Source organism: Symbiopectobacterium sp. Eva_TO (genome assembly GCF_053848865.1).
This window is the reverse complement of the sequence record NZ_JBSPEY010000005.1, coordinates 24553-45028: the sequence shown is the minus strand read 5'-3', so window position 1 is coordinate 45028 and position 20476 is coordinate 24553. Positions and strand designations below refer to the sequence as shown.

At 53.3% G+C, this 20476-nt stretch carries 12 protein-coding genes and 8 pseudogenes; 10 read left to right on the top strand and 10 right to left on the bottom strand.

Annotated elements, in window-relative coordinates:
- Positions 1–313: 313 nt before the first annotated feature.
- From ACWWJF_RS25605 to mtr, 4 genes and pseudogenes are all read right to left on the bottom strand, one after another.
- Positions 314–1015 carry a phosphatase PAP2 family protein gene (locus tag ACWWJF_RS25605; RefSeq protein WP_455871297.1) on the bottom strand — a complete coding sequence of 234 codons (702 nt, stop codon included), beginning with the start codon at positions 1013–1015 and terminating at the stop codon, positions 314–316.
- A gap of 9 nt (positions 1016–1024) precedes the next feature.
- Positions 1025–2036 (bottom strand): annotated as a pseudogene (locus ACWWJF_RS25600) (CobW family GTP-binding protein).
- Between the two features lie 75 nt (positions 2037–2111).
- Complete coding sequence (gene yeiP / locus ACWWJF_RS25595) at positions 2112–2684, bottom strand: elongation factor P-like protein YeiP (RefSeq protein ID WP_455871296.1); 573 nt, start codon at positions 2682–2684, stop codon at positions 2112–2114.
- A 131-nt stretch (positions 2685–2815) separates the two neighbouring features.
- Positions 2816–4066 (bottom strand): tryptophan permease, encoded by a 1251-nt coding sequence (gene mtr, locus ACWWJF_RS25590; RefSeq protein WP_455871295.1) that lies wholly within the window; start codon positions 4064–4066, stop codon positions 2816–2818.
- Positions 4067–4224: 158 nt separating this feature from the next.
- On the opposite strand from mtr, the pseudogene ACWWJF_RS25585 reads away from it, so the two are divergent.
- Positions 4225–5389: pseudogene (locus ACWWJF_RS25585) on the top strand (IS3 family transposase).
- Here ACWWJF_RS25585 and ACWWJF_RS25580 read toward each other — a convergent pair.
- A pseudogene (locus tag ACWWJF_RS25580) lies at positions 5388–5570 on the bottom strand (MFS transporter); the annotation flags it as partial. The pseudogenes ACWWJF_RS25585 and ACWWJF_RS25580 overlap by 2 nt on opposite strands.
- A 173-nt stretch (positions 5571–5743) precedes the next feature.
- Between ACWWJF_RS25580 and ACWWJF_RS25575 the strand changes: the two are divergent.
- Positions 5744–6105 (top strand): annotated as a pseudogene (locus ACWWJF_RS25575) (transposase); the annotation flags it as partial.
- Between the two features lie 146 nt (positions 6106–6251).
- Positions 6252–6755 (top strand): annotated as a pseudogene (locus ACWWJF_RS25570) (helix-turn-helix domain-containing protein); the annotation flags it as partial.
- On the opposite strand, the gene ACWWJF_RS25565 reads toward ACWWJF_RS25570, so the two are convergent.
- On the bottom strand, positions 6756–8087 hold the full coding sequence (locus tag ACWWJF_RS25565; RefSeq protein WP_455869047.1) for an IS4 family transposase: 1332 nt from the start codon (positions 8085–8087) through the stop codon (positions 6756–6758). It lies immediately after the preceding pseudogene.
- Positions 8088–8213: 126 nt separating this feature from the next.
- Here ACWWJF_RS25565 and ACWWJF_RS25560 point away from each other — a divergent pair.
- Positions 8214–8765: pseudogene (locus ACWWJF_RS25560) on the top strand (integrase core domain-containing protein); the annotation flags it as partial.
- A gap of 59 nt (positions 8766–8824) precedes the next feature.
- On the opposite strand, the pseudogene ACWWJF_RS25555 reads toward ACWWJF_RS25560, so the two are convergent.
- A pseudogene (locus ACWWJF_RS25555) lies at positions 8825–9688 on the bottom strand (IS3 family transposase); the annotation flags it as partial.
- 87 nt (positions 9689–9775) lie between these two features.
- Between ACWWJF_RS25555 and ACWWJF_RS25550 the strand changes: the two are divergent.
- The 4 genes from ACWWJF_RS25550 (at position 9776) to fruA (ending at position 15136) form a co-directional block, all read left to right on the top strand.
- A protein-coding gene (locus ACWWJF_RS25550; protein ID WP_455870574.1) for an IS3 family transposase occupies positions 9776–10983 on the top strand; the annotation gives its coding sequence in 2 pieces (ribosomal slippage) (positions 9776–10097 and positions 10097–10983; 1209 coding nt in all).
- Between the two features lie 380 nt (positions 10984–11363).
- Positions 11364–12494, top strand: a complete 1131-nt coding sequence (fruB, locus tag ACWWJF_RS25545) for a fused PTS fructose transporter subunit IIA/HPr protein (protein WP_455871294.1) — start codon at positions 11364–11366, stop codon at positions 12492–12494.
- Entirely contained in the window at positions 12491–13444 is a 954-nt protein-coding gene (gene fruK, locus ACWWJF_RS25540) for a 1-phosphofructokinase (protein WP_455871293.1), read from the top strand. Before fruB ends, fruK begins: the two co-directional genes overlap by 4 nt.
- A gap of 3 nt (positions 13445–13447) precedes the next feature.
- Positions 13448–15136, top strand: a complete 1689-nt coding sequence (gene fruA, locus ACWWJF_RS25535; protein ID WP_455871292.1) for a PTS fructose transporter subunit IIBC — start codon at positions 13448–13450, stop codon at positions 15134–15136.
- A 57-nt stretch (positions 15137–15193) separates the two neighbouring features.
- On the opposite strand, the gene nfo is transcribed toward fruA, so the two are convergent.
- Positions 15194–16036 (bottom strand): deoxyribonuclease IV, encoded by an 843-nt coding sequence (gene nfo, locus ACWWJF_RS25530; protein ID WP_455871291.1) that lies wholly within the window; start codon positions 16034–16036, stop codon positions 15194–15196.
- A 113-nt stretch (positions 16037–16149) separates the two neighbouring features.
- Positions 16150–17211, bottom strand: a complete 1062-nt coding sequence (locus ACWWJF_RS25525) for a YeiH family protein (RefSeq protein ID WP_455871290.1) — start codon at positions 17209–17211, stop codon at positions 16150–16152.
- Positions 17212–17325: 114 nt separating this feature from the next.
- On the opposite strand from ACWWJF_RS25525, the gene yieE reads away from it, so the two are divergent.
- Positions 17326–18198: a DNA-binding transcriptional regulator YeiE gene (gene yieE / locus ACWWJF_RS25520; RefSeq protein WP_455871289.1), complete on the top strand. Its 873-nt coding sequence runs from the start codon at positions 17326–17328 to the stop codon at positions 18196–18198.
- A gap of 143 nt (positions 18199–18341) precedes the next feature.
- Positions 18342–19700 (top strand): annotated as a pseudogene (locus tag ACWWJF_RS25515) (amino acid permease); the annotation flags it as partial.
- An 18-nt stretch (positions 19701–19718) separates the two neighbouring features.
- Here ACWWJF_RS25515 and ACWWJF_RS25510 read toward each other — a convergent pair.
- A protein-coding gene (locus ACWWJF_RS25510) for an IS1 family transposase (protein WP_455871288.1) occupies positions 19719–20413 on the bottom strand; the annotation gives its coding sequence in 2 pieces (ribosomal slippage) (positions 19719–20170 and positions 20170–20413; 696 coding nt in all).
- Positions 20414–20476: the final 63 nt, after the last annotated feature.

The following is a 20476-nucleotide window of genomic DNA, read 5'->3' as shown; positions in this document are numbered from 1 at the left end:
CCTGGACCAACCACTTGAGGATGAAAATGTGTGGAATCGCACATAATTTCTTCCATTCCAAGAATAACCGCGTTCTGTAAAACTCAAACTTTACCGAGACTACCCTAACGCTCCGGCGATTGCGAGCCTTTTTATGGAAATTCTTTATAAGAATTAATGATGTAATAAATCGTAAATTTGCGGATGGGAGTTATCCTAAAAAAACGCGGTAACCATAACGCAAACAGATGACATCCAGATGGCAGCCCGGCATCCAGGCGCTTGAGGCCAGAATGCCGGTGTAGTTGGGGGACGGTGCGTTAAAGAGGGGGTTTTAGCGACGGTAACGTGCTGGTAATGAACGATGCAAAAAATTAATCATTGCATCGCTGGCCGGCGAGATCAGCCACCAGCTTAGTGCCACCAAAACCACAGACAGGGAACCCACCGCGATGTCTGTAAACCAGTGGGCACCGATCATGACACGCGGTGCGGTAAAAACAACCACGATGACCAATGAGATCAAAAATGAACGGCGCGGAAAATAGCGCAGCATAAAAGCGGAGTAAATCATCAGCATCATCCCATGGTCGCCAGGGAAGCTGTCGCGGGAGGCATCTTTAGTCGGCCAGCCGGTCAGTTCGCCAACCCGATTGATATCACTAAAGTAATAGGTTGGGCTGGCGTGCTGTACTGGCAGCAAGTGGCCCAACTGATTCAGCACCACGGCGGTAATCAGCATGACCACACCTATGATCAGTAAACGCTGGCGTTCAGTGCTATCCCCGCGCTGGTAATGGTAAAAATAAAGTAACCCCATCGCCAGGAGCGCACAGGCATCGAAAGCGCGGTTGTTGGTGATAGCGACCATATACAGCAGCAACGAACTGGTTGCCAGGTGCTGGTTAAAGTAGAAGAAGATGGCGCTGTCGAGGGTAAACCAGAATCCGTGATTAGCGGGAAGATACCAGGAAAAGAACAGCGCCACACCTGCTGCGTTGAGCAGTAGAATGGCGAAAAACTGACGTTGTGACATGCAACAAGATCAAAATATTAAGAAAAAAATTTTATCCCATTCCTGCAAACTTAAACGAGAAATCAACAGCTGGCTTTGGAACTGATTCCACGGTGCCGATGCGGTGTGAATTAACTCAATTCGGCTGTCTAGCGGGGGAAGCGGTTTGGTTTCAATATGCAGGTCCAATCCCTGCCGATTGATAATCAATGTACCTTCGGGAATGCGCATCACTCCTTTTAATGCGGTCGACCGGCGTCGACCGCACCCAATCCAACAGTGCGGCCGTGGAAAACTGCGTTTCTGGGGAGAAAATCCAGCCACAGGCAAAGTAACCTTGCCCTTCATTGAGTGCACGGCGCCAGGCTTCGCCGCCTGGCAGGCGCAATGCGGCCAATCCACGTTCTGAAGCATGGGAATGATGGTGCGCGCCATCAGGAAGTTCGCGCGTATTGCGGCGTGGCTCATCAAGCAGTGACACATCGATTTCACCCTGTGCGGCGCTCACTATAGAGCGATCGCTTGCTTCGGCCTGCTGCCAACGCTGTAGCGCGGCGATGTCGTCTGTGCTGTAGGTATCTTGCTTGTTGGCAACGATAATGTCTGCCGCGGCTAACTGATCGCGAAAGTTTTCGTTTTCACTATAACGTGCGTCCTGTAACTGCCGTGCATCTAACTGGCAAAGTGATGCCTGCAAACTGATCCAGGGTTGATAACTTTCAGCGGTGAGCAACGAAAGAATCTGCTTTGGATGTCCTAAGCCGGTCGGTTCGATCAGTAGGCGGTGCGGTTTCTTTTGTTGCAGCAGCATATTCAGGCCAATCTGCATCGGCAGACCGTTCACGCAGCACATGCAACCGCCGGGGATCTCTTTCAATACAGCGCAGCTGTCAGACAACAACGCACCGTCGATGCCAATTTCACCAAATTCATTGACCAGTACCGCCCACACTTCATCTTCGGGTTTTTGTGTCAGCAGGTGGCGAATGGTGGTGGTTTTGCCGCTGCCAAGAAAGCCAGTGATCAGGTTTACTTTGGTCAACACATCAGACTCCGGAAATACGATTAAACGGGGGAGGCGAGAGGCGCGTCAGTCAATGACCTGCGCGAGAGAGACTTAGTCGGCGCGGCCCATATAGCGACGCTCGGCGATATGAATACGAATGTTTTCACCTGCGCTCAGGTATTCTGGCACCTGAACCACCAGACCGGTGCTCATGGTCGCCGGTTTGTTGCGGGCGCTGGCTGAAGCCCCTTTGATGCCTGGTGCGGTCTCTACAATTTCCAAATCTACCGTTTGCGGCAGTTCCAGCGCCAGGATTTGTCCATCCCAGGTCAGCACCTGAATGCCCGGCATCCCGCCTTCCGGTATAAACAGCAGTTCATCTTCAATTTGCTCTTTTTTGAAGATATACTGCGTATAATCTTCATCATCCATAAAGACGTACTCATCACCGTCCACATAGGAGAAAGTGACAAAACGGCGTGTCAGGGTGATGGTATCGAGAATGTCGTCACCCTTGAAACGTTCCTCAACCTTCAGGCCGGTACGTACATCGGAGAAGCGCATTTTGTACAACGTGCTGGCACCGCGAGCGCTGGGGCTTTGGATGTCGACATCCTTTACCAACAGCAGCTTGCCACCGTAATTGATCACCATGCCACGTTTGATTTCGTTCGCTCTTGCCATGAAAAAACCCTGTTATAAAGAAAAAGACATTTTTGTGGCGACACGTTACTCGCGCCGCTGAATTCAGGCAAGCGGCATTTTATCATCCTCTCGCGCATTCATCGCTGTCGTTCTATTTTATAGCAGGTCGGTCAGGCGTACACCGGCAGAGCGCCCAATAGTGTAAGCAGGTGCGCCACGATGTTAATGGCGCCAAACGCCAGAACGAGAACCACCAGCCACATTCCACCTGGTGCACGATAGGTCGTGCTATCAGGAGCAAAGCGCTTGCGGGCGGCGACCACCATACAGGCGGGAATAATAACTGCCCACAGCGTCGCCGCCAGCCCGGCGAAACCGATGGCATGCAGAAAACCATCCGGATACAGCAAGGCGGCAAGCGTTGGCGGAATAAAGGTAATGCTGGCTGCCTGTGTTCGACCTCGTGGTGTATCTGCCAGTGAAAAAGAGTCTTGAATATAATCAAACAGTCCCAGGGATACGCCGAGGAACGAACTGGCCAGTGCCATATAAGAAAAGGCGTTCAACAAGGGGATTAGATAGGCACTTTGCGCAGCGTTGCCCATGTGCTGAAGTAAATTGCCGATGTTGCCGCCCTCGGCGACCACGGCTTTAAATCCTTCACGTGGAATGTTGCCTTGAATTACATACTGCCACAGTAAATAGATTGCCAGTGAAAGTAAGGTGCCGTAGAACAGGCTGCGCGCCACTGTGCGCCCGTCTTTGTGATAGTACTTCACCAAACCGGGCACATTGCCATGGTAGCCAAAAGAGGCCAACAGGTAGGGTAACGCTGCCAGTGCATAGGGAAAGTAGTGCGCATCCGCGGACGCGCTCATCAACAGACGAGAGTGGTTGACCTGAGTGAGCAGGTCGCTCACTGACAGCACAAAAGTAATCACCATACCGCCAATCAGAAGAGTGGTTAGCCGATCCACGGCGCGCGTGGAGAGCCAGACAATAAAGGCAACCAGTAGAGAAAATATTAACCCTGATGTAGCGTGCCCTATGGGAAAAACATCTGCCAGCGTGTGCGTGATGATTGAACCACCCGCTGAGATATAAGCATAGGTTAAAATATAAAGTACAAAGGCCACGGACAGACCGTTCAGGGTATTCCAGTGTTTCCCGAGCAGATCTTTCACCATGGTATGGAAGTTGGCACCGGCGGGGTAGTGCAGGTTGCTTTCCAGGATCATCAGTCCGGAGGCAAACATGCAAAACCAAGTGGCAACCAGCAACAGCACCGAGCCACTAAACCAGACACCGGCGGTAACGATCGGAATCGAAAACATTCCTGCACCTACGGCAGTGCCAGCAATGATCATGGCTCCGCCAAAGGCAGAGCGCGAACGAGAAAGCGGAAAAACGTCGGCTGACATTGCAGCTCCAAAGTAAAGTTATTGTACTAGTTTAATGATGCAAAAAACTTATGGTTAAGTAAATCGTCGATCTGCCAGTAAAACGTGTAGTGGCACACTGATACTGGCCACCTGATCGGAGGTGATATGCTCACCTCATCAACACGACAGGTGACCTCATGGGTAAACATTTTACGGCGGAATTTAAGCTCGAAGCCGCAAAGCTGGTTGTCGACCACGGCTACACATACGTTAAGGCCGCAGAGGCGGTTAATGTCAGCCATTCTGCCATTAGTCGCTGGGTCAATAAGCTTCGCCTTGAACGACAGGGAAAAACGCCAACGGGACTTCCTCTTACCCCTGAACAGCTCGAGCTGCGTGAGATGAAGAAAAAAGTCCAATACCTTGAAATGGAGAACGAAATCCTAAAAAAGGCTACGGCGCTCTTAATGTCGGACTCACTCAACGGTTCACGGTAGTCGACAGGCTGAGGGCGCGATACCCGGTCACGGCGTTGTGCCAAACTTTTGAGGTACATCGCAGCAGCTACAGGCACTGGCAGGCTTCCGCTAATGAACCCGACGGTGAGCGCGTGGTTAAGTGTAGTCGCGTCATGGAAGCCTGGAACGCCAGCGGCGGCTCTGCCGGCGCTCGAAGTATCGCGACCATCGTCACCGGCAGCTCTGGTGTCAAAATGGGGCGCTGGCTGGCAAGCTGATGAAGGAGCTGGGTATCGCCAGCTGCCAGCGACCGGCTCACAAATACAAACGCGGCGGCAATGAAGACGTTGAAATACCGAACTATCTCAACCGCCAGTTCGCGGTTACCGCGCCGGATCAGGTCTGGTGCGGCGATGTGACCTACATCTGGACGGGCAAATGCTGGGCTTACCTTGCGGTGGTGCTAGACCTGTTCGCCCGCAAACCGGTGGGCTGGGCCATGTCGACGTCGCCGGACTCGGCGCTGACAGTTAAAGCGTTGCAGATGGCCTGGGAACTCCGGGGACAACCAACAGGAGTCATGTTCCACAGCGACCAGGGCAGCCACTATACCAGCCGTCAATACCGGCAAGCCCTGTGGCGCTGCCGGATAAAGCAGAGTATGAGTCGGCGGGGTAACTGCTGGGATAATGCGCCAATGGAGCGGTTCTTCCGCAGCCTGAAGACAGAATGGGTGCCGACAAAGGGTTACAACAGCTTCAGCGAAGCCCAGGACGCGATTATCCGCTACATCACGGGGTATTACAGCGCTATCCGGCCTCACTGGTATAACGGCGGCTTAACTCCAAACGAATCTGAGCGACTGTTCTACATACAGTCTAATGCGGTGGCCAATATTAGTTGACCACTACACCCGTGTAGTAGAGCCCCACCATCAGCGGGTTTACTTTTACTTCGGTCGAAAGGAACAGGCTCAACGTTGGGAATTGCAATGCCACGGCAATACCGGTCAGGAAAGCAATGACCAGAAATGCAGAGGAGGTCAGATCGGGCTGACGCCGCAATACGGAGTTCAATATAGACATAGTTAACAATCTAGGGCAGTGCGTTTGTGTGTCAGAAAACGTATGGAAGATACGCGCGTGCAAAAAACGTGCAAGATGAGAGTGATGTAGCCCCCTGTAACACCAGACAGTAGCTGTATCTCCAGATAAGAGATAGGCTTAGATATATGTCTAACAATCATGCTAATTTTGAAATGACCGGGATCCTGTTAGGGCAAGAAGTCCGTAAGCGTAAAACTCCGCAAGAGAAAATCGCCATCATTCAGCAGACAATGGAGCCGGGGATGAACGTCTCCCATGTAGCCCGCCTGCATGGCATCCAGCCCAGCCTTTTGTTTAAGTGGAAGAAGCAATACCAGGAAGGAAGCCTCACCGCCGTTGCGGCCGGAGAAGAAGTGGTTCCAGCTTCGGCGCTGGCGACTGCCCTCAAGCAGGTCCGGGAGCTACAGCGCCTTCTGGGTAAGAAGACGATGGAAGTTGAGATCCTCAAAGAAGCAGTGGAGTACCGCCAGTCGCGAAAATGGATAGCGCACACGCCCTTGTTGCCAAAGGACGGGTGATCTTGACCCACCATCTCCGGACAGCTTTTGTATCTTAAGTTGTATTAGTCGCGACTTGATCTGACACTGGACCTTGAAAGGTTGAGAGTTACCGGTTTTGATATGGGTGTCGAATCCTTATACAAAACACGAGGTAACTCTCATGCTTCATACTAACAATCCCATCATCAAACACAAAGCCGGCCTGCTCAATCTCGCCGAAGAACTCGGTAACGTATCAAAAGCCTGTAAAATCATGGGTGTGTCACGCGACACGTTTTATCGCTATCAGGAACTGGCGGCAGAAGGCGGCATTGACGCTCTGGTTAACCAAAACCGCCGGGTTCCCAACCTGAAAAACCGTGCTGATGAAGCCACTGAACGTGCGGTTGTTGATTACGCCATTGAGTTCCCGGCTCATGGCCAGCACCGGACCAGTAATGAGCTGCGTAAAAAAGGCGTCTTCATTTCTGGCAGCGGTGTGCGCTCCATCTGGCAACGACACGATCTGGAAAACTTTCGTAAGCGCCTGAAGGCACTTGAGGAAAAAGTTGCCAGAGAAGGCATCGTACTTACTGATGCTCAAATCGCTGCACTGGAGAAGAAGGCGCACGACGACGAAGCCTGTGGTGAAATAGAGACTGCTCACCCGGGTTATCTCACCTCGTTATACACATCTCTGTTCGTGCCTGAGCGCGCGTAGCGTTTCGGCGGCCGTCATGACTTTCTGCAAGCCTTTCCAGATAGTTTTTGCGCCTGGTTCACCGTCGCCTTTTCGAGCAAGAAAGCCTCCGAGTTGCGCAACTAAGCGCAATACTTCGTTTAGCTTAGGGCGGCCCTTGGGCATACGCTTGTTCATCAGTAGGTAAGCTCCATGAGTCTCGTCGGAATCAAAGAACAACATTGCGTCCAGCTCTGGACAGGTTCGTCCCATACGCATTAAATAGGCGATGCGCCATGCCACGATCATGAACAGCGCCAATGCCCGCTCAATGCGATCCACGGTCGATAACTGTAACGCTTCGACACAGCAGCCGTTCTTCAGCACATTGAAGAACATCTCGATTTCCCATCTAGCCCGATACCAGTCGATCAGCTCCACGATATCTTCTCGTCCTTCAGGTACGCGATTGCTCAGCAACCGCCACTCGACCGGCTTCACGCCTGCTGGCGGCTCAATTTCCTTGGCTATCACACAAGTCACTGCCAACCCGCAACGCAGCGACACTCGCTTCACGCGCAGCGCCTGTTTCACCGTACGCGCCTTCTGCCCCGCGCGAGCCGCCATAACGAATTGGATTTCTCCCACCGGCACGGTCTTTCCAACCTTCTGCCAAAGCTTCTCATTACAGTCCAGACTGCGATTATGAGTCGAGCGGATCAACCAGTCAGCCGGAGTGCCAAGGTCATCAGCGAGCTGCATCAACGCCTTGATATCCGCTTCGCGATCGGCTAAGTACACCAGACGTGTGTTTGGCAACTCCGAGGCGAGTTCAGCAACTCGCTCGTATCCCTCGAGCCAGCGCGTACTCTCCTTGAGCCCATCGCGTTTTCCGTCTGCATCCTTCGGCTCTCTTGCCCACATCCACGCATCCAGTACGCCCAACCCCACGCGATCCGGACTGACCGCGTAGGTCGGATGCAGGTACAGACCACGCCTGGCTTCGTAGTTCAAGGGACCCAAGCCTTGGATTTGCTGCCCGTTGAAGTCAAGCTCGGTAGTGTCTTGGATACACAGCACAACCTCGTGTTCTCGGATCCTTTCCTGCGTACGCTGCCAGTGAGGTTGCAGAATGTCTCGCCATTCGAATGCTTGGTTCTCCATGAAGCGGTAAGCACCCAGCGTCTCAGACCATCCGAGGCACGCATGCGGAATGCTGGCTTGCGGATTCTCAGCCAGCCGTATCAAAAGCCCTTTGGCACGCTTATTGAGCCTCGTGTCACCAAGATTTACCCCTTCCAGTTCTTGGTGTGCCCAGCCATCTGAATCCCGTGTCATTTTTCAGCGCCGTAAATGGCGATAGTACACGTCGGTTTCACTTCATTTACAACCCCACCGGCTGCCTATTTCAGCCCGCTAACCCTTGGCATATAAGGCGTTGCGGACTTGTGTATAACGAGGTGGGGTTATCTGGGGTTGCAGGACACCTTCTACGTGGGTAATCTGAAAGGTGTTGGCCGTATCTACCAGCAGACGTTCGTGGATACGTACTCGAAAGTGGCGCACTGCAAGCTTTACACGAGTAAAGCACCGATCTCTGCCGCCGACCTGCTCAATGATCGCGTGCTGCCGTTCTACGAAGCTCAGGGGCTGCCAATGCTAAGAATACTGACGGACAGGGGGACGGAGTACTGCGGTAAAGTGGAACAACATGACTATCAGCTGTACTTGGCTATCAACGATATAGACCATACGAAAACGAAAGCGATGTCTCCGCAGACAAACGGTATCTGCGAGCGCTTCCATAAAACTATTTTGCAGGATTTTTATCAGGTTGCGTTCCGTAAGACGTTATACGAGGACCTAGAAAGTCTACAAAAGGATCTGGACAACTGGTTGTGGCATTACAATAATGAGCGAACTCATCAGGGTAAAATGTGCTGCGGGCGTACGCCAATGGCCACGTTACTTGATGGTAAACGAGTCTGGGCAGAAAAAAATCTGAACCAGATTTAATCTGACAGACACCTGTATAAATAACCGGTAACTGTCAGATCAGGTCTGAGCTAATACACTTAAGTTAACGATGCCCGCTGGCGCCGATATTCTCTTGGGGAGTTGTATCCCAGCGCACTGTGCGGATGGTTTTCATTGTAATGATTGAACGCCGCTGCAAGGTTCTTCAGCGCTGTTCGCACATCGGGTTTTGGCATGAAGGCGATGTAATCTTCCTTCATCGTCTTCACGAACCGTTCTGCCATGCCGTTACTCTGTGGACGGCTCACTGCTGTTGTGCAGGGCTCCAGATTCAGTTCTCTGGCGAACTTCCGCGTTTCATGCGCTGTGTACGCTGAACCATTATCCGTCAGCCATTGCACTGGTTTATCCGGCAGCGCGCTACCGAAGCGTTTTTCCACCGACCTCAGCATCACATCCTGCACGGTTGAACTGTCATAACCCCTGGTGCTCGCTGCCCAGTCTATGGCCTCCCGGTCGCAGCAGTCCAGTGCGAACGTCACCCGCAGCTTCTCGCCGTTGTCACAACCGAACTCGAAGCCATCTGAGCACCAGCGCATATCGCTCTCTGCTACCGCGATTTTGCCTTTATGCTCCCGCTTCGGACGTTCAGTTTTATCATGCAACAACAGCAGGTTATGCTCGCTCATTATCCTGTAAAGCCGTTTGGCGTTCACCGGTGGAAGTCCCTCTGCACGACGTTGCTTACGCAGGATACCCCACACTCGGCGGTAACCGTAACTGGGCATGTCGCTGATGATACGGAGGATGTCCGATAATATCTCAGCATCAGCTTCGTCATTACGCCGGTTGCTGCGCCTGTCCAGCCAGTCGGCAGAACGGTTAACCCGCAGTGACAGCTGCGCACGCGACACGCTCATGGCGCGGCTGACCAGAGCTATTCCCCGTCCTTTGGCAATGATGTAGCCCCCTGTAACACCAGACAGTAGCTGTATCTCCAGATAAGAGATAGGCTTAGATATATGTCTAACAATCATGCTAATTTTGAAATGACCGGGATCCTGTTAGGGCAAGAAGTCCGTAAGCGTAAAACTCCGCAAGAGAAAATCGCCATCATTCAGCAGACAATGGAGCCGGGGATGAACGTCTCCCATGTAGCCCGCCTGCATGGCATCCAGCCCAGCCTTTTGTTTAAGTGGAAGAAGCAATACCAGGAAGGAAGCCTCACCGCCGTTGCGGCCGGAGAAGAAGTGGTTCCAGCTTCGGCGCTGGCGACTGCCCTCAAGCAGGTCCGGGAGCTACAGCGCCTTCTGGGTAAGAAGACGATGGAAGTTGAGATCCTCAAAGAAGCAGTGGAGTACCGCCAGTCGCGAAAATGGATAGCGCACGCGCCCTTGTTGCCAAAGGACGGGGAATAGCTCTGGTCAGCCGCGCCATGAGCGTGTCGCGTGCGCAGCTGTCACTGCGGGTTAACCGTTCTGCCGACTGGCTGGACAGGCGCAGCAACCGGCGTAATGACGAAGCTGATGCTGAGATATTATCGGACATCCTCCGTATCATCAGCGACATGCCCAGTTACGGTTACCGCCGAGTGTGGGGTATCCTGCGTAAGCAACGTCGTGCAGAGGGACTTCCACCGGTGAACGCCAAACGGCTTTACAGGATAATGAGCGAGCATAACCTGCTGTTGTTGCATGATAAAACTGAACGTCCGAAGCGGGAGCATAAAGGCAAAATCGCGGTAGCAGAGAGCGATATGCGCTGGTGCTCAGATGGCTTCGAGTTCGGTTGTGACAACGGCGAGAAGCTGCGGGTGACGTTCGCACTGGACTGCTGCGACCGGGAGGCCATAGACTGGGCAGCGAGCACCAGGGGTTATGACAGTTCAACCGTGCAGGATGTGATGCTGAGGTCGGTGGAAAAACGCTTCGGTAGCGCGCTGCCGGATAAACCAGTGCAATGGCTGACGGATAATGGTTCAGCGTACACAGCGCATGAAACGCGGAAGTTCGCCAGAGAACTGAATCTGGAGCCCTGCACAACAGCAGTGAGCCGTCCACAGAGTAACGGCATGGCAGAACGGTTCGTGAAGACGATGAAGGAAGATTACATCGCCTTCATGCCAAAACCCGATGTGCGAACAGCGCTGAAGAACCTTGCAGCGGCGTTCAATCATTACAATGAAAACCATCCGCACAGTGCGCTGGGATACAACTCCCCAAGAGAATATCGGCGCCAGCGGGCATCGTTAACTTAAGATACAAAAGCTGTCCGGAGATGGTGGGTCAAGATCAGAGAGTCAGTGCCGTTTGAGTCAGAAAATGCAAACAGTGATACCACAGCGCGCGTATTTTACGCGGGCTGTGCGCTTTCTGAAAAGGTGTTTCATCTTTTTTGCTTCAGCAAGCCTTCAGCTGGTGCGACTTTCTACTATGAATTCAGCATGCTCAATAGCTAAAATGTGCGTGGTGTCAAAAATTCATCACATGAAATACGTGGAATATTTGCATAAAAGCAACATTAAGCCCAGAATCAGTCAAACGTTTCAGTAATCCTTTTTTTGTATTGTTTGCCATTCGTGGCCTTATATCTTCATTTGTTTGCTGAAACGATTCAATAAAAGCGGAGAGGAGCGTCATGTTCCAGTTATCACAGCAAGATATTCATATGGGTGCGGCTGCCAGCGATAAGCAGGACGCTATCGAGCAAGTGGCGGCCGCACTGGCTGCTGCCGGGTGTGTCAGCCCGGCGTATGTCGATGGTATGTTGCAGCGTGAACTGCAAACGTCGACCTATTTAGGTAGTGGTATTGCTATTCCACACGGCACAACTGATACGCGCGATCTGGTGCTGAAAACCGGTGTTCAGGTGTTTCAATTTCCGCAGGGGATAGCCTGGGGAGAGGAGACCGCCTATGTGGTGCTGGGCATCGCAGCTCGCTCGGACGAACATCTGGCGTTATTGCGTCAGCTAACCCATGTGCTGAGCGACGAAAACGTTGCAGCGCGTATGGCAAAAACCGCGTCAGCAGAAGAGTTGCGCAGTTTGCTGATGGGGGAGCAGCAGAGCGCGGATTTCCGTTTTGATACCTCGTTGATCACGTTGGACGTTGCCACGGACAGCCTGCTGACGTTACAAGCGCTGAACGCGGGTCGTTTGCAGCGGATCGGTGCCGTTGATGCCGGGTTTGTCAGCGCGGTCGTCAGCCAGAAGCCGCTTTATCTGGGACAAGGCGTGTGGTTGAGCGATAACGCACAGGGCAATCTGGCGAGTGCTGTCGCTGTAAGCCGCCCAGTCACCGCGTTCACCGCCTATGACGAGCCGGTGGCGCTGCTGATTACGGTTGCCGCTGCGGATGAACAAGCGTTGGCCCCTATCGATTATTTAAGCAACCTATTGATCGCACAGAAAGCTGAACGCTTGCTGAATGCTGATGCTGCCACGCTGCTGGCATTGCTGACCAGTGACGTACCGGAAGAAAACGATGTGCTGACCGCAGATTACACCATCCGTAACGAGCACGGGTTGCACGCACGTCCGGGGACCATGCTGGTGAATGTTATCAAGCAGTTCACCAGCGAGATCACGGTGACCAACCTTGATGGTACCGGTAAGCCGGCCAACGGGCGCAGCCTGATGAAGGTGGTGGCGCTGGGCGTTAAAAAGGGCCATAAGCTGCGTTTCACCGCAGCGGGCAGCGATGCTGAACAGGCATTGGCGGCGATTGGCGAAGCAATTAATTCTGGATTAGGAGAGGGCGCAGCATGAGCAGGCGAGTTGCCACCATTACCCTGAATCCCGCGTATGACCTGGTGGGATATTGCCCCGAAATTGAACGGGGTGAAGTCAACCTGGTGCAAACGGCGGGTCTTCACGCCGCAGGCAAAGGTATTAATGTTGCCAAAGTGCTGAAAGACCTCGGGATTGACGTCACGGTGGGTGGATTTCTGGGCAAAGACAATCAGGACGGCTTTCAGCAACTGTTCAGCGAACTGGGCATTACCAACCGTTTTCAGGTTGTCCCCGGTCGCACGCGTATCAACGTCAAGCTGACAGAAAAGGCCGGTGAAGTGACCGATCTCAACTTCTCCGGGTTCGAAGTCACACAACAAGACTGGCAGCGCTTCGTCAATGACTCGCTCAGTTGGTTAGGGCAGTTCGACATGGTTGCCGTCAGTGGTAGCTTGCCCGCAGGCGTCGATCCGGATGCGTTTACCGATTGGATGTCACGTCTGCTGACCCAATGTCCTTGCATTATTTTCGACAGCAGCCGTGAGGCGCTGGTAGCGGGGCTGAAAGCCGCGCCCTGGTTGGTGAAACCCAACCGTCGTGAGCTGGAAATCTGGGCTGGCCGCAAGTTGCCCACGCTGGAAGATGTAGTAGACGCTGCCCATGCGCTGCGTGAGCAATGTATCGCTCATGTGGTAATCTCGTTGGGGGCGGAAGGTGCTCTGTGGGTTAATGCCTCGGATGCCTGGTTGGCCAAGCCACCGGCTTGCGATGTTGTCAGCACCGTAGGTGCCGGTGATTCCATGGTCGGCGGATTGATTTATGGCCTGTTAATGCGTGAATCGAGTGAACACACCTTACGACTGGCAACCGCAGTGGCTGCGCTGGCCGTAAGCCAAAGCAATGTTGGCATTACCGATCGACCTCAGTTGGCCGCGATGATGGCGCGGGTCGACCTGAAACCCTTAATTACTAACAGCAAGAGATAGATCATGAAAACGCTGCTGATAATAGATAAATCACTGGGGCTTGCCAGAAGCCACCTGGTGAAAAAACTGCTCGGCGCGGCGGCTGCGAAAGCGGACCTGACGCTGACTGACAAGATCGATGAAAGCGAACTGGCGATAGTCCTGGGCGGTGCACTGTCTGCTGACAGCGCGCTCAATGGCAAAAAGGTGTATGTCGGTGATGTTGAACTGGCAGCAAGTCAGCCAGAACAATTTCTGACGCAGGCAAAAGCAAAGGCGGAGCCGTATCAGGCCCCTGCGGCGGCTACGGTGAGTGCACCTTCAGTGCCGCGTATCGTGGCGGTGACGGCGTGCCCGACCGGCGTGGCTCACACCTTTATGGCGGCAGAAGCCATCGAGCAGGAAGCGAAAAAACGCGGCTGGTGGGTGAAAGTGGAAACGCGTGGCTCAGTTGGCGCGGGTAACGCTATCACGTCGGAAGAAGTCGAGCAGGCCGATCTGGTTATCGTGGCAGCGGATATTGAAATGGATCTGTCGAAGTTTGCCGGCAAAAAAATGTACCGCACCTCAACCGGTCTTGCGTTGAAAAAAACGGCGCAGGAACTGGATAAAGCGCAGGCGGAAGCTACCGTTTACCAGCCAACAGCGCAAAGCGGTGCACAACCAGCCAGTGCCGGACAGAAAAAGGGTGGCACTGGACCGTACTGCCATTTGCTGACGGGCGTGTCCTATATGCTGCCGATGGTGGTGGCGGGTGGTTTATGTATTGCGCTTTCTTTTGTGTTTGGTATCGAGGCGTTTAAACAGGAAGGCACGCTGGCTGCACACCTGATGAAGATCGGGGGCGGCTCCGCGTTTGCTCTGATGGTTCCGGTGTTGGCGGGTTATATCGCATTCTCCATTGCTGACCGTCCCGGTCTGGCACCGGGGATGGTCGGCGGTATGTTGGCCGTGAGTACCGGCGCGGGGTTCCTTGGTGGCATTATAGCTGGCTTCCTGGCGGGTTACCTGGCGAAAGCGCTCAGCGACCATGTCAAGCTACCGCAAAGCATGTCAGCCCTGAAGCCGATACTGATTATTCCGCTGGTGGCGACGCTCATTACCGGCCTCATCATGATCTACGTGGTAGGTACTCCGGTGGCGAAGATCCTGACGGGCTTGACCAGTTGGTTGCAATCCATAGGCACGGCTGACGCAGTGATTCTGGGTGCAATCCTAGGCGGCATGATGTGTACCGACATGGGCGGTCCGGTGAACAAGGTGGCCTATGTATTTGGTACCACACTGCTCAGTAGCCAGATTTACGCGCCGATGGCGGCCGTTATGGCCGGAGGCATGGTTCCTCCGTTGGCGATGGGCCTTGCGACGTTGGTGGCCGCGAAGAAATTCAGCGCGTCCGAGCGTGAAGGTGGTAAAGCAGCGTTTGTGCTCGGCCTGTGCTTTATCTCTGAAGGGGCGATCCCTTACGCTGCCCGTGACCCGATGCGCGTACTACCGTGCTGTATTCTGGGCGGAGCTGTTACCGGGGCGCTGTCGATGGCCGTGGGCGCACACCTGATGGCACCGCATGGCGGGCTGTTTGTGTTGTTGATTCCAGGAGCGATCACGCCCGTACTGGGCTACCTGTTCGCGATTCTGGCGGGCACTGCGGTGGCGGGTCTGCTGTATGCCGTGCTGAAACGCCCTGACGAACAGTTGGTGAAAGCGGCGTAAGCGGTAAGTAAAAACTGAACGTAATGCATAAATGCCAGCCGTAAGGCTGGCGTTTTTTTATGCGGATTGTGCCTTTAGCCAGGCAATTTCATCAGCCCAGATATCAGGATTCACGGTTTCAAGAATCAGGGGAATACCGTCAAAACGCGGGTCGCGCATGATATAGCGGAAGGGCGTGTGCCTGATGTTTCCGGCACCCAGACTGTGGTGGCGATCGACGCGGCTGTTAAAGGTACTTTTGGCATCGTTCAGGTGCATGCCGCGCAGATAACCAAAACCCACGGTACGATCGAACTCGGCAAAGGTCTCATCACAGGTGGCGTCGGTGCGGATATCATAACCACCGGCAAAGGCGTGGCAGGTATCAATGCAGACCCCTACGCGGGTTTTATCCTCGACGTCCTCGATGATTGCCGCCAGATGTTCAAAGCGGAATCCCAGGTTGGTGCCTTGGCCTGCGGTGTTTTCGATGACTGCCGTTACGCCTTTAGTGGCATTGAGAGCGATATTGATCGACTCGGCAATGCGTGCCAGACAGTCACGCTCATCAATCTGTTTTAAATGGCTGCCGGGGTGAAAGTTGAGTAATGACAGCCCCAATTGTTGGCAACGCGCCATTTCATCAATAAAAGCGCTGCGTGATTTCTCCAACGCCTCTGTGTCCGGGTGACCGAGGTTGATCAGATAGCTGTCGTGCGGAAGGATCTGCCCCGGTTGGTAGCCATACTGCTGGCAGGCGGCCTTGAACTGCGCAATGACCGTTTCGGATAACGGTGCGGCCTGCCATTGTCGCTGATTTTTGGTGAACAAGGCAAATGCGGTTGCCTTAAGTTCGTGGGCTCTGATGACCGCCTGATCCACACCGCCGGCAGCGCTGACGTGTGCGCCTACATATTTCATGCTGTTCTCCTTATTGCTCTGGCGCACAGTATGCCACTGTTATTAACCAAAGGTGATCGCTTGAACTAAAAAGCGTAACAACATGCTAACCGCGCGGCGCGCAAAAGGCGCATTTATGCCAACAACGCCGTGATGCCAAGGTTGATAGTGGCACCGCCAACAATCAGCCAGATAAACAGTAATAGCGCCAGCAGCAACGGTTTGGTACCTGCACGACGTACGGCGCTGAGGCGGGTTGTCACGCCCAAGGCGCCCATCGCCAATAACAGATTATCGATCTGGTTGACGGTGGTTAACCAGGTATCCGGCAGCCAATGGAACGAATTAAACCCGGCTATGGCGATAAAACCCACGGCAAACCAGGGGAAGGCCATTGGCGCTTTTTCTGTTGTGCTGCTGGTGCGGCGTTGCAGAAATCCCCCCAACAGCATCAGAAATGGAGCCAACAGCATGACGCGTAACATCTTACTAATCACTGCGGTGTTTTCGACCTGCGGTGAAATGCTGTGGCCTGCCGCTACAACCTGGGCCACTTCATGTACGGTAGAGCCAATATAAACGCCGAACATCTGTGGCGAGATGGGCAAATAGTCGCCAGTCACGGCCAGCGCATAGATACAAGGATAAATAAACATGGCGATAGTGCCGAAGATGACAAGGGTGGCGACAGCAATCGCGACGCTGTCGCCCTCTGCCTTGACCGTTGGCGCGGTGGCAAGCACCGCAGCGGCACCGCAAATGCTGCTGCCTGCACCGATGAGATATACTGTTTTGTCATCAAGGCCAAGCAGGGTTTTACCGAGATAACAGGCAAGAAGAAAAGTGGATGTCAGCATCAATGCATCAATAACAAGTCCGCTGATACCCAGCGCAGCGATGTGTTGCAGGCTGAGACGAAAACCATATAGCACAATGCCCAAACGCAGCAGATGATGCTTTGACCAATTAACGCCCTCATCACAGTAGCGTTGCAGGCGTGGGTAAAGCGTGTTGCCAATCAATGCGCCGCCCACCATGGCAAGGGTCAGTGAACCCAATCCCATGTGGGCAACCGAAGGGAGCGCGGCCAGTTGCAGAAACCCGGCGGTCATAAGGGCAATAAAAAGCAGGCCAGGTAGCTTGCGTAAAAGCGGGTGGATAGATTTATCACCTTGAATTATAAAAAGAGATGCCATTGTAATACCTGTTTGAAGTCGAGCTAACCTGGAACACAGCCTATGATGAGTAGCCATAAAAGAGAAATTGATTATATGCTTATAACCTATTGCTATTTCCGGTAAGGGCTAACTATGCACATCACGTTAAGACAACTTGAAGTTTTTGCAGAGGTCCTGAAAAGCGGATCGACCACACAAGCGTCCGTTATGCTGGCCCTTTCTCAGTCTGCCGTGAGCGCAGCGTTGTCGGATTTAGAAGCGCAACTGGGCGTACAACTGTTCGATCGCGTCGGTAAGCGGTTGGTGGTAAATGAGCATGGGCGATTGCTTTATCCAAAAGCGTTGGCCATCCTGGAGCAGTCGCTGGAGATAGAAAAAATGTTCCAGCAAGAGAATGGTGCGTTACGCGTGTTCGCCAGCAGTACCATTGGTAACTATCTGTTGCCTGCCATGATTGCCCGCTATCGCCGTGATTATCCCTCTATCCCTTTTGAGCTGCACGTGGGCAACACCCAGGATGTGGTGACGGCGGTGTCGGAATTCAGCGTCGATCTCGGTTTTATCGAGGGGCCTTGTCATCATCCGGATTTTGTGACGCAGCCCTGGCTGGAGGATGAACTTGTGGTCTTTTGCGCCCCTGAGAATCCCCTCGTACAGCAGACGCTTACCGTCCCGATGCTAGCAGAAGCACCGTGGATCTTGCGTGAACGTGGCTCAGGCACGCGTGAAGTCTTGGATCACCAGCTCTTGGCACAATTACCCCATTTTAAACTGGTGATGGAGTTGGGGAACTCCGAGGCGATCAAGCATGCCGTGCGTCACGGCATTGGTATCAGTTGCCTGTCACGTCGTGTCATTGCCGATCAGTTGGCTGCGGGAGCAGTGGTGGCGTTGCAACTGGAGCAACCGCGCTTGGTGCGCACACTTTATCTGGTGCACCACAGACAAAAACACCTTTCCAATGTGTTGCAACGCTTTCTGGAATACTGTCAGCCAGCAAAGTAGAGTTGACTGCGGCCATTCGACTTTCTTATTGCTAATGATGGCGAGGCAGTTATGAAGCTCTCTTATAACTTGATAATGATAGCGATTCTGTAGAAAACGATTTGCTACAATCCCGCCTCATTTTAGATAGAGCGCAGGATATTATGGCTCAGCAACAATTACATAGCACATCTCAGGGCGCGCCTACGCTGCGCCGTGAGCTTAAAGCGCTGCATCTCACCATGGTTGCCATTGGCGGATCCATCGGCACCGGACTGTTTGTCGCTTCAGGCACGACCATTTCGCAGGCCGGCCCCGGTGGGGCGCTGCTTTCCTATGCGCTTATCGGGCTGATGGTCTACTTTTTGATGACCAGCCTGGGCGAACTGGCCGCGTTTATGCCCGTCTCCGGTTCGTTTTCCACTTATGGCGCCAAATACGTAGAAGAGGGCTTTGGCTTCGCGCTCGGATGGAACTACTGGTACAACTGGGCGGTGACGATTGCTGTCGATCTGGTCGCGGCGCAATTGGTGATGGGCTACTGGTTCCCCGAGGTTTCCGGCTGGATCTGGAGTGCCCTGTTTTTAGTATTGATGTTTCTGCTTAACTACATCTCGGTAAAAGGGTTTGGTGAGGCAGAATATTGGTTCTCACTGATCAAAGTGGTCACCGTCGTGGTCTTTATCGCCGTTGGTGTGCTGATGATCGTCGGCATTCTGCGCGGTGAAGAGAACGCAGGCTGGCACAACTGGCAAATTGGCGATGCGCCTTTTTCTGGTGGCTTCTCCGCGATGATTGGCGTGGCGATGATCGTCGGTTTCTCCTTCCAGGGGACCGAGCTTATCGGCGTAGCGGCGGGTGAGTCAAAAGATCCTGCGCAAAATATTCCACGTGCCATTCGTCAGGTGTTCTGGCGTATATTGCTGTTCTACGTGTTTGCCATTCTGATTATCAGCCTGATTATTCCTTATACCGACCACAACTTGCTGCGTAATGATGTAAAAGACATTACGGTTAGCCCGTTTACGCTGGTGTTCCAGAATGACGGGTTGCTGTCGGCGGCGGCGGTTATGAATGCGGTGATCCTGACGGCGGTGCTCTCTGCGGGTAACTCCGGAATGTACGCTTCAACACGTATGCTCTTTACTCTGGCGCAGGAAGGCAAAGCGCCGCGTATGTTTGCCAAACTCTCGAAAGGCGGCGTCCCGCGCAATGCGCTGTATGCGACCACCGTTGTGGCGGGACTCTGTTTCCTGACCTCGATGTTTGGTAACCAAACGGTCTACCCCTGGCTGCTGAATACCTCCGGCATGACCGGTTTTATCGCCTGGCTGGGGATTGCAATTAGCCACTATCGTTTCCGTCGTGGCTATGTGCAGCAAGGGTTGGATCTTAACGCGCTGCCATACCGCTCGGGATTCTTTCCGATTGGGCCGATCTTCGCGTTCGTGCTTTGTCTGCTGATCACCCTGGTACAAAACTACCAGGCATTTTTGCAAGATAACATTGACTGGTATGGCGTCACCGGGTAATGACTCCAATTAGTAGAACATGTGTTTTTCGATGAAGGCTCCGATGACTTTTTCGTGGATCTCGACGGAGCGCGAGAAGCAAATCGTTTTACGCGCCAGTCGTTTAATGCGGGTACGGAGCGTCAGGTTATTGCGCTCTATGCGTTGCGTGAAGATCTTGCCAGTCAGATGTTTCTGCTTCGGAACCTCTCTTGCATAGCTGCCCCAGTTGTCACTGGTAATCATGCCGATGTTGAACGGTGTCAACAGAGCCAGCAATTCACGGCAGGTCTCATCGGTTCGGGGGCCAAAAGTGTAGGCCAGAACACCGCCCGTTTTGGTATTGTAAGCGTACCAGAGCCAGTGCTGTAGCGCCTTACTGCCAACGAAGCTCCATTGCTCATCAAGTTCACAGATAAGGGCGACGTCGGCGTGAGCAACGGGAGAAGACGTTATCCTGCGGGGAGAGAGCTTTTTAAAGCCCGGATGACCGTATTGATGCCGATTTTCAACGTTCTGGCGGTATCGCGAACACCGGCACCGTTGAAGGCCATATCAACGATCTGCTCTTTGACTCCCGGCTTTCGCGCTTCATAGCGGTAGGTAAGCTGGAATACACGGCGACAGCACTGACACCGGAAGTGTTCGCGCTTAGTTGGACTAAGGCCATGTCGATAAACTTTATCTGAATGGCAGCGAGGGCAATGAACAAAAACAGTAACCACGTGGAAACCTCAAATAGCGGCAGAATATCACAAAAGCCAACTATTTGAAGGCATTACCGTTTA